Raw genomic sequence first — 14,302 nt, forward strand, 5'->3', positions numbered from 1 at the left:
GGATTTACGCACTGATCCATATTTTCGGTAGTAAGCAAACTTCCTGAATACACAGTGTGGCTGCAAACCGGTAATCCGGCAGCCACACTGCTGCATCTGCCAGCCAGGCCTGGGCAACAAGAGTTAAAGGGTACAAAATGAATGTCTCAACATATCGCTTGCTGGCTGGTTTGCTGCTTGCAAGCTGCTTCAGCATCAATGCCTGCGCGCAAATTGCAGCTCCACGGGAAGTGAAATATCGCAAAAACATTGATGAACTCAGTGCAGAAGAACTGGCCGCCTTCGAACATGCAGTGAAAATGATGAAAGTCAAAAGTGCAAAGAATATTTATGACAGGACAGGTTTTTTATGGCAGGCCTGGGTCCACAATTGCACGTCTGTTGCGGTGAATGACAAGCGGCAATATGCGCTCGGTAGTGGCGACAACAAGCAATTGTATGAAGTCATCAACGGGCAATTAAATATGGGTAATGACATCAATGATACGATGGCCAATCCCTTCAATACCTGCAGCTTCGAGACCCAGGTGAAAGGCGCAGGCAACGTCATCTATGAAAATCCAGGCATGTGTGAACACAGGAAAGACACTTTTTTCCAATGGCACAGGGCCGAGTTTTATTTCTATGAAAAAGCCTTGCAGGATGCTGACCCGGAAGGCTTGTCTGGCCCGAGTACGAAAAACGTTACCGTCCCGTACTGGAACTTCACCAAGCCGCCCACAGGCAGCCGTTACCCCAAAGCCTTTGAAGATGCCGCATCGCCATTGTGGTTCAAGCACAGGCTGCAAAATCCCGCAGGCAGCAAACCTGCCATGCCCAGCTACACTTCGCCTTATCTGATGGGCTACCTGATCTACAAGCAGGACTGGCAATCCTTTGGTGGTTATTCTCTGGGTGGTGCTGGTAACTCGGGCTCGTTTGAATCGCAAATCCATGACACCATGCACGATGAGTATGTGCATGGATACTTGCGTAATCCCGCTACTGCCGGGCTTGATCCCCTGTTTTATTCTTTCCATGCCTTCATTGACTATGCCCTGGAAAAATGGATAGAAGAACACGGCAGCGAGACCATCACAGGCGGCAACTGGTTCATGCGCGGCGAACAGGATGCGCGCCTGCAATTGCCGGTCGGCTTTGAAGAAGGTAGTGGCAAAAAGCGTGAACCCTTCAGCAATTACAGCAAAAACATGGGGCGGGCAGAGCTGTATTACGATACCAAAAAACAGGGGTTTGCCTATCAGGCTGGTGCCTTTGGCGAGTTTGTTCCAAAAAGCCAGATTGATGCCATCGTTGCCAAGCATAATATGCCAGGTGCCACCCTGGGCGACAACCCGCAAAGCCTGTTCAGCGAATTGATGAGCTACGGCGCACATGGCCCGGTAGCGCGCCCGAATGCGATAGTCCAGGGCAAGGTCAAAATCCAGTCACTGGATGGCAGCAAAGCCCTGATCGACATCGTGCGCGACGCAGGTAGTGATGATTATAGTTACCAGGTGGATGTTTATTTTCATCCGCAAGATGTCGCTGCTGATGTCGGCAATAAAGATTTCCGCATGCGTTATCTGGTCCTGAGCGCCAGCTACTGGGCCTTGTCCGGGCATCACCACCATCATGATGACACTGGCAGCAGTGTACCTTTGCGATTGACGCAGGATATCAGCAAGGATATCAACAACCTGCGCCTTGGTGGCAAGGACGGGCAGGAGTGGACAGTCACGCTGGGCATCAGCTCACGCGATAATCCATCGGGCAAATTTGCCTTCAGCGCCCCCGTCATCAATTACAGCAAATAAAATCAGGAGTGCATGATGGTTTCGTTTAACAGTGATATCAAACCAATTTTTGCCCGCTACACTGCTTGCATGAAAAGGGTAGTGCTAGGTGATACACAAGGCACTGCCAACCTTGAGCTTGACGACTATGAATGTGTAAAACGCTTTTATTATCAGGTGCAGGTGGCAATCCATGGCTATGACGAGGCAGTTGGCGCGCCACCCCTGCTGGTAAAAGACGGTCCCGACAAAGGCAAGCCCGTCAAAGCCTCACACCCCATGCCACCAGGCGGCCAGGACAGACGCATGGATCAGGTGAAAATCGATTTATATGATCAATGGGTAAAAGAAGGCATGCATCCCTGACTCTTTGACCATCTGACCGTATTTATGAGGTCATCCATAAATCCGGTCAGGTTTTAGCTCAATAAGCTCAATGAGGCCAGTAAAAATTAACCGCAAGCCCCGACATAGCCACAAGAAACACAACGGCTGCAGCCATCTATTTTTTGCAATGCATGTGCACCGCAATCAGGACATTTTTTGCCAGTGGGGATGTAACTGATTGGTGCGGTTTCGCCTTCATAAGCCAGGTCGTCCATGCCGTAGTGGTGGGTTCTTTGCTTGAACTTTTCTGCCAGTACGGTGATAGGGATCTGGTTACCGGACGCATCGAGGAAACCGCGTTTCATCAATATGCGTTGCAGCGAGTAACCGATGGCGGCGACTTCGGATTCATGGAATAACGGTGCTTGTGAGCCATCGTCCTTGGTGATCATGCCGCAGCGTACTGTACCCTTGTCCCACACCACTTCCCGCATGTCTGCCAGTGCCTTGGCAATCGAACCGCCTGAGCGTGCTGCCATCGACAGCAAGCGCATGCTGGCGGATATCCATTGCTGGCCATCATTCTTTTGGCCTGCAGGCATGAAGAATTCAAACGGCCGCTCAATAGTCACGCGCTCGCCACCAACCATGCCATCTATGTGGATGAAGCTGACTGTCAGGTAAACGGTCTTTTTGCCTTCATACGTCATGTACTGCACTTTGGAGGTCACAGATTCGAGGTCACCGAATGGGCGGCCATCGAATTGTTTGCGCAGCAGGTCATCGTCAGGTATTTGATTGACTTCTGGTGCTGATTCTGTGGCGACGGACAATACGCTGCCGAGTATACTATTTGGGCGGTAAGTTGCCAGACCCTTGAGGCCAGCGCGCCAGGCATCCATGTACAGGTTCTGGAAGTCTTCGTAAGGATAATCTGCCGGAACGTTAACAGTTTTGGAAATCGCAGAATCAATATAGGGCTGCACGACCTGCAACATCTTCATGTGGTCGCTGGCTGACATATTGAGGGCGGTGACAAACTGTTTTGGCAGCTTGCTGTCGTCTGAAACATCATTGCCCTGATGGCGGTACAAACGCCATGCATGATCAGCCACTTCATAGACTTTGGCATCACCAACTGCCATGCGTTTCTTGCGGTTATATACCCAGGAGAATGCGGGTTCAATACCATTCGATGCATTATCGGCAAAGGCCAGGGTGATGGTACCGGTAGGGGCGATGGACAACAAATGGGAATTGCGCAAACCTTGTTTGGAAATCGCATTGCGCACATTCTTGGGCAGGCGTTTGGCGAAAGCGCCGGACAGGTATTTTGTGCTGTCGAATAATGGGAACTGGCCTTTTTCTTTCGCCAGTTCTGCTGACGCCAGATAGGCGGCATCGCGCATGACTTCAGATACCTTTTGTGCGAAGGCGCGGCCCGCATCAGTGTCATAACGCTGGCCCAACATGACCAGGCTGCTACCCAGACCCAGGAAGCCCAGGCCCACGCGGCGCTTGGACATGGCTTCGGCTTTTTGCTGTGGCAAAGGCCAGGCCGTGGCATCGAGCACATTGTCGAGCATGCGGGTCGCCACCATCACCACTGCTTCAAAGGCTGAGAAGTCAAACTCCGCGGCATCAGTGAATGCGCCCTTGATGAAGCGGGTCAGGTTGATCGAACCCAGGCAGCAGCAACCATAGTCAGGCAGCGGTTGTTCTGCACATGGATTGGTGGCTTCGATCTTTTCGCAATAGTAGAGATTGTTTTCTGCATTCATGCGTGACAAAAACAGGATGCCCGGTTCTGCATGGTCGTAGGTCGATTTCATGACCTCATCCCACAGATCACGCGCACGCACGGTTTGATACACCCACAGGCCATCTTCACGCTGATAGGCACCGGCTTCCTTTTTATCTTCGCCAGGTTCAGCTTTATGTACCAGACAGTAGTTAGTGTCTTTGGCAACCGCTTCCATGAACTCATCAGTGACGCCGATGGAGATATTGAAGTTGGTCAAACCGCCCTGGTCTTTGGAACGGATGAATTCGAGGATGTCAGGATGATCACCACGCAAGACACCCATTTGTGCGCCACGACGGGCACCGGCAGATTCTACGGTAGAGCAGGAAGCATTGAAGACCTGCATGAAAGATACAGGGCCGGAGGCGCGTGAACGTGTACCGCGCACTAGGGCATCCTTGGGGCGTATGGTAGAAAAGTCATAACCCACACCACCACCGCGACGCATGGTTTCTGCGGCATCTGCCAATGCAGTATAAATGCCGGGTTTGCCATCGGTAGCGCTGGAAACAGAATCACCTACCGGTTGTACGAAGCAATTGATGAGGGTGGCGTGCAAGTCCATGCCAGCTGCAGAATTGATGCGGCCTGCCGGGACGAAACCATTCTTTTGCGCCCACAAGAATTTTTCTTCGTAATAGGCCTGGAAGTCTGGCTGTTCTACGCTGGCGAGTGCTTTGGCAACGCGAGCCTGCACGTCGTGGATGGTGACTTCATCACCTTTGGCGTATTTTTCCAGCAAGACATCAAGGGAGATTTCCTGAGGAGACATTTCTGTCAACCCTAAAATTTTTTCGTTTGCATTCATATGAATAGTTTTTCTTTGTTACTTTGTTGCAGAGATGAGTCCTAAGCCCTGCCTGTTGAAGAAAACAGGCAAGATGCCAAGCTTATTTGGCCTGGGTAGTAGATGGGAAGCAGGATGGCGCAGTCCTTATTAAAAGAAGTATTGCGAGAAGTATTGCGAAGTATTGCCCTATTGAATTTAAGGCATCGCAATGCCAACCATCCTGATGTCTGATGGCTTCCATTATAAACCCCACCGCGATAATTTTTCTTGAGCTTAATCTAGATTAAGACAATCTTGCCAGCGAGGCATAATAAAATTACCAAGCCGGAATTTTCCAGGAAAATACATTACTTTCGCGCTTGATGAAACTGCAGGAGCGATACGGGATTTTTGTATGGAATGACTGAAGTTTGCCTGAAGTTGCGCCGGACTTTATCTTTACGGCAATCATGTCTGTATGGCATGTGCAGGTTTTATTGATAAAAAAATTCCTCAGTTGGCTTGCCAGGCAGATATGTATTTTTGCTACCTGTCTGGCTAGCTTTCTGTTCCCTTGACGCCCTGATGGTGCTCTGATGTCACTAAGTCTAGCCAAACTCGCCGCTTTTTAGCGAATTCCCTACAAACTGTGAAAAACTCTGTGAAACTCAGGGGTAACAGTGATTTCTTAATGACTGGATAACATATACTTGAACAAGACTTGATCCAAGAAATTCAATAAAAACAAAGGGCACATAATGAGGCAGGGCAGTTTGGCTAGGCGATATACTTTTCCTCAGTTCCTGTTCGCCTGCACCAGTTTGCTGTGCCTGGTTTTCCTTTTGTTTTGCCCGCCCGCCCGCTCTGCCGGTGTACAAAGCCTGCGCTTTGAACAGGTCGGACGTGACCAGGGTTTCCAGCATGAATCCGTGCAATCCATGTTGCAAGACCGCCAGGGCTACATGTGGTTTGGCACCCAGGGTGGCCTGCATCGTTATGATGGTTCCAAGGTGGTATTTTTCCGCCATGACCCTAGCCGAACAGACAGCCTCACCGATAACTGGGTCTGGGCCCTGCATCAGGATGACAAGGGCCGGATATGGGTGGGTACGCGCAATGGCGGCCTGCATCGCTATGACATGGCCACGGAGACCATGGTCAGGTATCAGCGCAACCTCGCCGATATCCGCAGCTCCGGCGGTAACCAGATACAGGCCATCATCGGCGACAGCAGCTCAGGTCTGTGGCTGGCCACGGGCGATGGTCTCGCGCATTTTGACCCGGATACTGCCCGTTTCCAGATTATGCGTCATGACGACAAGGATGCCGCCAGCATTGCCAGTGACCAGGTCAGTGCACTGAACCTGGATAAGGATGGCAATCTGTGGGCAGGCAGCAATGCGGGTGTCAGTGTCATGTACCGCGGCAAGACCAGTTTTGAGAATTTTCACCTCGACAGTGACGCAAAGCCAGATCCGCGCCACAATAATGTGCAGGCGCTGCTGAGCGACAAGCAGGGCAACTTGTGGATCGCCACCTCGGCAGGTCTTGAGTTATGGTCGCGTGACCGTCAGCAAAAACGCCGCTTTGGGCGCGCAGAAGACCTGGAACCGGGTCCTGTCACTTCTTTGCTCGAAGACCGTGATGGCGTGATCTGGGTAGGCACCGATGACGGTCTCAAGCGCTGGAACGCTGCTGACAACAAATTCTCATCTTACCGCCATCATGCCAGCGACAGACACAGCCTGACTGATAACCGCGTCACGCGCCTGCTGCAAGACCGTACCGGCACCTTATGGGTAGGCACCTGGCTCGGTGGTGCCAGCCGTACCAATCTGGCCAGCGGTGGGTTTGAACGCCTGCTGCATTTGCCGGGCGAAGCCAAGACCCTTAGCAATAACACAGTCTCCGCCATCACCAGCAAGGACGGCGTGGTCTGGATAGGTACCGGCGATGGCCTGAACCGTCTCGACAAGGCCAGCGGTCAGGTGCGCGCCTATCATCACCTCGACAGCGTGCCAAACAGCCTCAGCAATAGCAAGATCAGGGTTTTGAAACTGGCACCTGAAAGCAAGCTCTGGGTCGGCACCCAGGATGGCCTGAACCTGTTCGACACCATAACCGGGCATGCACAGCATTTCCAGAATGACCCCAAGCAGGCAGACAGCATCAGTTCCAGCATCGTGCACTCCCTGGCCTATGACAAAGCGGGCAATCTGTGGGTGGGCAGCGATGATGGCCTGAACCTCATGCAGGGTGGCAAGTTCAAGCGCTACATGCACAATCCCAGGGACAGCGACAGCCTTTCCCATGGCCGCGTCGTGTCTATCCTGTTTGACCGGCGCGACCAGTTCTGGGTGGGCAGCTTTGGTGGCCTGGATAAACTGGATCGCAGTACGGGCCGCTTTGAGCACCACCAGCATGAACCGGACAACCCAGCTAGCCTGAGCCATAGCCGCGTGTATGCGGTGTATGAAGACAAGACTGGTGTGATCTGGGTAGGCACTGCCAGTGGCCTGAACCAGATGGTGCAGGGGGCTGACGGCAAGCTCAGCTTCATCCGCTATGCTGGAGCGCTCGGTAATGATGCGATTGCAGGCTTTGCTGAAGATGATGCCGGTAATTTGTGGATCAGTACCGATGGTGCCCTTTACAAACTGGGGCCGGACAGGAAGACCGTCAAAAAATATTCCGCCGATGATGGACTCATCGATGGCACTTTTACGGTAGGCGCGAGCCACCGTGATGCAGATGGCGCGCTGTACTTTGGTGGTTTCCAGGGCATGGCCTGGTTTTATCCCAAGGCCATACGCGACAACAATACCGAGCCTGTCACGACGATGACTGATTTTTTGATTTTCAACCAGTCTGTGCGTGGCGGCAAATTGCCTGAAGGCGTGAAGATGGATGGCAATATTTCTGATGCCAGGTCCATCACCCTGTCTTACAAACACAGTGTTGTATCAATCGAATTTGCTGCATTGAATTATTCCGATCCACTGCATTATCGCTATGCCTACAAGCTCGATGGTTTTGACCAGGACTGGGTGCAGATAGACGGTGCCCACCGTGCAGCCAACTATACCAATCTGGGGGCTGGTGAATATATATTCAGGACCCGTGCAGCCACCAAGGATGGGGAGTGGAATGAAGGCGCCAGCCTGCTGATCACCATCACGCCACCATTCTGGATGGAATGGTGGTTCAGGATCATTGTTAGCCTTATCCTGCTAGGACTGATTTTCCTGGTCTATCGCTGGCGTGTCAGCCGTTTCTCTGACCAGCAAAGCCAACTGGAAGAACTGGTCAGGCAAAGAACGGCAGAGGCCGACCGTGAACGCAAGCGACTGACCGACCTTACCGACGTCTTGCCGCTCTCGGTTTATCAATACCGTGAAAGACCAGACGGACAAAGAGAATATGCTTACGTCAGCGAAAACGTCATCAATGTTTTGGGTGTACCCGCAGCAGAACTGCTGGCCAACAAGGACGCCCGCTGGCGCACTACGCTGGCAGAAGACCGTGATGCCGCCGAGACCAGCCTGAACCGGGCTGTCGATAACCGCACCTACAGCAATTTCCACCAGCGCGTACTGGTGGATGGCAAGGTGCGCTGGCTGCGTTCGCAAACCGTGAATCCCAAGCGCGTCAATGGTGACTGGATATGGAATGGTTTCTGGATAGATGAAACCGAAACCTATCTGCAAAAAGATGAACTGCGCGAAGCCAAGGAGCAGGCTGAGCAGGCTACCGTTGCCAAGTCTTATTTCCTGGCGAATATGAGCCATGAGATACGCACACCGATGAATGCCATCATCGGCCTCTCGCACCTGGCCAAGAAAACCCGCCTGAGCATCAAGCAGCGTGACTACATCGACAAGATCCACAGCGCCGGCACCTCGCTGCTCGGCGTGGTCAATGACATCCTGGATTTTTCCAAGATAGAAGCAGGCAAGCTCGATATTGAATCGGCAGAATTTGTGCTGGCTGATGTCATTGACGATGTTGCCACCATTGTTGCCCACAATGTCGCAGAGAAAGACATAGAGCTGGTATTTGATATCGACACCCATGTCCCACACAGCATGCACGGCGACCCCTTGCGTCTGGGCCAGATCATTACCAACCTGGTCAATAATGCCATCAAATTTACTGACCAGGGTTCTGTCATCATCCTGGTCAAGCAGGTGCAGGCAGAAATCGACAAGGTGCAACTGCAATTCAGCGTGCAGGATACCGGCGTCGGCATGACAGAAGAGCAGCAGGAACACCTGTTCCAGGCCTTTACCCAGGCTGACAGTTCCACTACCCGCAAATATGGTGGCACCGGGCTGGGCCTGACTATTTCCAGGCACCTGGTTGAACTCATGGGTGGCACGATCTGGGTCGAAAGCCAGGTAGGTAGAGGCAGCAGTTTCCATTTCACCTGCTGGTTCGCGTTTGCCACTCCAGCCCCGCAAACCATATTGCCTGAACAGGTGCAAAGCCTGAAACTGCTGGTCGTGGATGACCATGATGTCGCCCGCCTGCATCTGCAAAAGCTCGGCCAGCAACTTGGCTTGACAGTGAACGCCGCCAACAGCGGCAAGCTGGCCCTGCACATGCTGAGCGAAGCCAGGGTACATGCTCAGCCATATGATTTGCTATTGCTTGATGCCCACATGCCCGACATGGATGGTGCCGCCACCATGAATGCCATCGCCACCGGCATGGGCAGCGAAGCACCTCAGGTCATCATGCTGACCACCATGAATTTTGATGAAACCACCATGCAGGCCAGAACTTATGCACCGCTTGCTTATCTGTCCAAACCGATAGGCATGGCTGGTTTGCTGGAGGTATTACTGCGTATCACTGCGGCAACGCGCGAGGCACCTGACAGTACCACAGTCGAGATGCATAGCGACTGCCGCTTTGAAGGCATGCGCATCCTGCTGGTCGAAGACAATCATATCAACCAGCAAATCGCTGCCGAACTGATGACTGAGGCAGGCATGATCGTTGACGTGGCCGACAATGGCCGCATCGCCATCGACAAGCTGAACCAGGGCAATCCGTATGACATCGTGCTCATGGACTTGCAAATGCCGGAGATGGATGGCTATGCCGCTACTACCATCATCCGCTCTTACCCCGAATGGCTGGACTTGCCCATCATTGCCATGACTGCCCACGCCATGAATGAAGAGCGACAACGCTGCCTTGATACGGGCATGAATGACCATATCGCCAAGCCGATAGACCCTGACAGTTTCTTTGCTACTCTCGCCCGTTGGTGTGGTCAACGTATGCCAGGTTATCAGGCTGAAGACTTAGCATCAGCACCTGCCGCAACGGCAGCGGCAGTTGTTGCCGCACCCGCCACGAACGCAGAGCCAGCCAAGACCGAAACCCCTGTCCACGACCTGACTATCCCTGGTGTCGATGTTGCCCCTGCCCTGCGCCGTTGCAGCCAGAATCTCGACCTCTACCTGCGCCTGCTGCAAATCTTTGTTGAGAGTGCGGCAGCTACTCCCGACAAGATCAGGCAGGCTTTAGAGCATGGTGATCGTGGCACGGCAGAGCGCGAAGCCCACACCATGCGTGGCGCAGCTGGCAATATCGGTGCGACTGCACTGGCCGTCGTATCCACTGAGCTCGAACTGGCCATAGAAAATTCTGACGAGAATGAGGCGCTGCTACAAAAATTTACTACCGCCAGCGCTGAGCTCATCAATGCCCTGAAGCAGGCTTTGCAAGAACAGGCAGGCAAGGAAGCAGTGCTGAAAGGGCGGGGCCCAGATACCACTGATGCCGCAGAAATTGCTGACTTGTTTGCCACGCTGCGCCAATATCTTGAAGAGTCAGACAGTGAAGCACTTGATTATTTCAATACCCACCAGCCCAGCATGCGCCAGGTATTGGGGGCGCAAACTGAAGAATTCGTGCGCTCGCTGCAAGTGTTTGATTTTGAAACTGCCTTGCAGATACTCGACGATGTCAGTCCTGTCGGCAGTACCGCATCATAGATACTTTTCCAGCATCTGCATGGTACGGGCAGTTGCGCCCTGATGCTGCAGGAAGAAAGAGTAGGCTGCCTCACCCATGCGCTGGCATTTTGGCTTGTCAGCCAGCAGGGCATGGGCCTGACGGAACAGGCTTAGTGCACCGTCAACACGGAAGGCCGCACCGCTGGCAATCGCCTGGTCAGTGATTTCAGAAAAATTAAAGGTATGCGTACCCGTCAACACAGGCTTGCCCATGGCGCAGGCTTCGATCAGGTTATGGCCGCCCAGCGGTACCAGGCTGCCGCCGACGAAGGCAATATCGCAGGTCGCATAGTACATATACATCTCGCCCATGCTGTCGCCGAGCACGACCTGTATGTCTTTACCTATCGTGGCGATTTCTTCATGGTTCAGGCTGGAGCGGCGCAGGTATTTGATGCCGTGTGATTCCAGCAGGCTGGCAACATGGTCAAAGCGTTGCGGGTGGCGTGGCGTGATGATCAGCAGCGGGTTGGTTTGCAGTAAAGGCACTTGCTCCACAAAGGCTTGCAGTATCAGTTCTTCTTCACCATCGCGGGTGCTGGCGCACAAAATCACCTGACGGTCACCAAAGCTGCGGCGCAGGGCCGCACCGCGTTCACCCATCAATGGAGGTGGTGTCACATCAAACTTCATATTGCCAGTGACACCCGGCTGCTCTATGCCCAGCTCATGCAGGCGCAAGGCATCAGGATTCGACTGCGCTGCCACACTGCTGATAGCACGCGCTGCCGGCAATATCAGCGAAGCCAGGCGCTGTGCCTTGCGCAAGGACTTCTCTGACAAACGGGCATTCACCAGCGTCACCGGTATAGTCTTTGCCTCACACTGGGCGATCAGGTTGGGCCAGACTTCAGTCTCTATCAAGATGCATAGTTGTGGCGAGAAATGCCGCAAGAAGCGCACGATCATCCAGTTGATGTCATATGGTAAAAACGCCTGTTGCATACGTGGGCCCACATCGGCAAACAGCTTGCTTCCCGTCTCACGCCCAGTGGCGGTCATATGTGTCAGCAATATACGGTGCTCAGGGCAGCGCGCCAGCAGGGCACGTATCAGCGGTTCTGCCGCACGGGTTTCACCGGCAGATACGGCATGTACCCAGATCGTCGGCACATTGGCAGCAGTATTTGCTGGATAAACCCCCAGGCGCTCGCCTATATGCTGGCGATAGCCAGGCTCAAGGCGGCCACGCCACCAGAGGCGGAACAGGGCAAACGGCAGGGACAGACCCCACACCAGGGAGTAAAGAAAACGCATGCTTTATGTCCGACGGAAATTCACCAATACAATACCACCACACACCAGTACTGCACCCAGCGCAAAACGCGGGCTAATGGGATCGTGCATAAGAATGACACCAGCGGCCACGCCGAACAAGGGTGTCAGGAAAGAAAAGACAGAAAGACGCGAAGCCAGGTAACGCCGCATCAACCAGAACCAGGTCAGGTAACTGGCAAAGGCAATCACCACCGTCTGGAAAACCAGGCTGATGATGCTGGTCATATCCCATTGCGCGGGCAGGCTTTCGCCACGCAGGATTACAAAAGCCAGCAAGATCACCGCCCCCACCGCCAGTTGGTAAAACAGCGTGGTCGTTGGTTCTGCCTCAGACAGGCTGGATTTGCGTATGGTAATCGTCGTTGCTGCCCACAACACCGCTGCCGCAACGCCAAAGCTGTCACCGATGAGCATATCTGCCACATCACGCTGGCTGCTACTGAAGGCCCCGGAGAAGGCGATTGCCACGCCCGCAAAGGCCGACAATATGCCCAGCCATTGTGTCGATTGCAAACGCTCAGCCGGGATCAGCCAGTGCAAGCCCAGCACGGTAAAAATAGGGGCTGTATATAAGAACACTGACATATGCGAGGCCGTGGTGTATTTCAGCCCCAGCGATATGCATAAAAATTCGACAGCGAACAAAACACCCGCCGCAATACCGGGCATGAAATGTTTGTCACGCAGAGAAAATGGAATCTTTTTGATGAATATCAGCAGCAACACCAGCGCCGCCGCCAGTCCGGACCGCACACCCAGTTGCATACTGGCTCCAATCACAGGTGCCGCCAGTTTAACGGCCACCTGCTGCAATCCCCAGCACAGGCACAGTACTAGCATCAGGGAAATGGCAAAACCATCAAGATTTTTACGATGAGCAGACATCAAGCTTGGGGAGTGTGGGCGAAGAGGAGGGAATATACCTGAAAACGGTACTCAGGAGTGTATGTCTTGCTTGGGGTAAATGTAGAGTGAAGTGTATATTTTTATAATTTAGCAAGAAAACTGATCTCAATAAACTAGATAATTAATTATCCAATAAGTAATTTTCTGTAACTCTGCAAACTGTACAGTTTGATAAAGAGAGAACGCAAAACCGTCGCTCCTGCGCAGGCAGGAGCCCAGTGGCGTTCGTAGCTAGCCATGTTGCTTGAAAATTTAGTAAAGCTGAATAAGGCACTTTGCAGTTCTGCAAAACCACCCCCCATAAAATGATATCCTATGCCTCTTAAACAACATGCACGACACATGTTTACCATCCAACCATCTGGAAATGAATAGATGAGCACAGATATCTTTTGGCAAGCACTGGCAAATGCCCAGCCACAATTGCAGCAAATGGACGCCCGCGATGCAATGGAAGCCATCAATGCATTGCTGCAACCCTACTTCGCCAATCTGGCGGCAGAACTGCAAGGCAAGCCCGAAGATGGCGTGTTTGACCTGATCATCACTGCACATGGATCGACCGAGCATTTTCAGGATGTCATGACGCTCACGCGATCCGCGCCAAAACTAGCCATGTTCCCCAATGTGACCGCCTTCCGTGCGCGTACAGAAATGGGCGATTTTGGCATGTCCATGGATAATTTCAGCCTTAGCCCTGCCGACGTACTTGTTGGCCATTATGCCGATGCGGGCAGGGTGGGTTTGCAATTATGGTTTGCCAAACCCATACCGCAAGACATGCTCGACCACGCCAGGCACATGTCCTTCATCCTGCTTGACCATGCCATCGGTGAATATGATTTCGCCATCAAGATAGGCCCGGTCGAATTCATGGAAGACGAACCTGATCAAGGCACTGTGAGCCTGGCTGCCTTCCCGCCAGTGCTCGATCATTTCTGGCGCGATGAGCTTGGGCATACGGCCCTGTTCCCAAGCGGTGACAATGAATGGACAGGTTTCGAGCTCGTCAGCAATACCGACCCCGACGACAAATTGCTGGTACAACGCAATGAATCTGCCATGGCCCTGGTTGGCAGGGCAGACATGCTGTGGCGCGTGCAAGTCGATGTGGTACTGGACAATAAAGATGATCTTGAAGCCGCCCGCGAATTTGAAGACCAGCTCGAAACCCTGCTTGCACAAACCCAGGAAGGCATCACCAGCCAGATCACCCTGCATGGCAATGTGCGCAGCATGAACTGGCACGTCAGCGATGTAGAAACCGCTGTGGCCAAGGCGCAAAAACTGGCACAAAATTTTGCCCCGCTGGAGTTTGATATCAGCAGCGAATTTGATCCGCAATGGCAAGACTACCTGCGCTGGGTATCCTGAACATATTGAGCATATTCAAAAATACCTAAAAGCCTGCACA

At 52.9% G+C, this 14,302-nt stretch carries 7 protein-coding genes; 4 read left to right on the forward strand and 3 right to left on the reverse strand.

The genetic code is table 11. From position 1 onward, the window contains the following. Positions 1 to 137: 137 nt before the first annotated feature. Both ACO0LG_RS07095 and ACO0LG_RS07100 read left to right on the forward strand, forming a co-directional pair. The gene (locus tag ACO0LG_RS07095) at positions 138 to 1,796 is read left to right on the forward strand and encodes a tyrosinase family protein (RefSeq protein ID WP_423024733.1); all 1,659 of its coding nucleotides are present in this window, start codon (positions 138 to 140) and stop codon (positions 1,794 to 1,796) included. 15 nt (positions 1,797 to 1,811) lie between these two features. Beyond that, complete coding sequence (locus tag ACO0LG_RS07100) at positions 1,812 to 2,141, forward strand: hypothetical protein (protein ID WP_423024735.1); 330 nt, start codon at positions 1,812 to 1,814, stop codon at positions 2,139 to 2,141. A gap of 86 nt (positions 2,142 to 2,227) precedes the next feature. Here the strand turns inward: ACO0LG_RS07100 and ACO0LG_RS07105 are convergent, their stop codons facing one another. After that, entirely contained in the window at positions 2,228 to 4,714 is a 2,487-nt protein-coding gene (locus ACO0LG_RS07105; protein WP_423024737.1) for an adenosylcobalamin-dependent ribonucleoside-diphosphate reductase, read from the reverse strand. Between the two features lie 734 nt (positions 4,715 to 5,448). Here ACO0LG_RS07105 and ACO0LG_RS07110 point away from each other — a divergent pair. After that, the gene (locus ACO0LG_RS07110; protein ID WP_423024739.1) at positions 5,449 to 10,683 is read left to right on the forward strand and encodes a two-component regulator propeller domain-containing protein; all 5,235 of its coding nucleotides are present in this window, start codon (positions 5,449 to 5,451) and stop codon (positions 10,681 to 10,683) included. Here ACO0LG_RS07110 and waaA read toward each other — a convergent pair. Both waaA and ACO0LG_RS07120 read right to left on the reverse strand, forming a co-directional pair. Beyond that, positions 10,678 to 11,961, reverse strand: a complete 1,284-nt coding sequence (gene waaA / locus ACO0LG_RS07115) for a lipid IV(A) 3-deoxy-D-manno-octulosonic acid transferase (protein ID WP_423024741.1) — start codon at positions 11,959 to 11,961, stop codon at positions 10,678 to 10,680. The genes ACO0LG_RS07110 and waaA overlap by 6 nt on opposite strands. Before the next feature lie 3 nt (positions 11,962 to 11,964). Beyond that, a complete protein-coding gene (locus tag ACO0LG_RS07120; RefSeq protein WP_423024743.1) occupies positions 11,965 to 12,867 on the reverse strand; it encodes a DMT family transporter in 903 nt (300 codons plus the stop codon). Positions 12,868 to 13,263: 396 nt separating this feature from the next. Here ACO0LG_RS07120 and ACO0LG_RS07125 point away from each other — a divergent pair, with 396 nt between their 5' ends. Next, positions 13,264 to 14,262, forward strand: a complete 999-nt coding sequence (locus ACO0LG_RS07125; RefSeq protein WP_423024745.1) for a hypothetical protein — start codon at positions 13,264 to 13,266, stop codon at positions 14,260 to 14,262. Positions 14,263 to 14,302: the final 40 nt, after the last annotated feature.

It is taken from the genome of Undibacterium sp. Ji42W, from assembly GCF_049340405.1.
Lineage (GTDB): Bacteria > Pseudomonadota > Gammaproteobacteria > Burkholderiales > Burkholderiaceae_D > Undibacterium.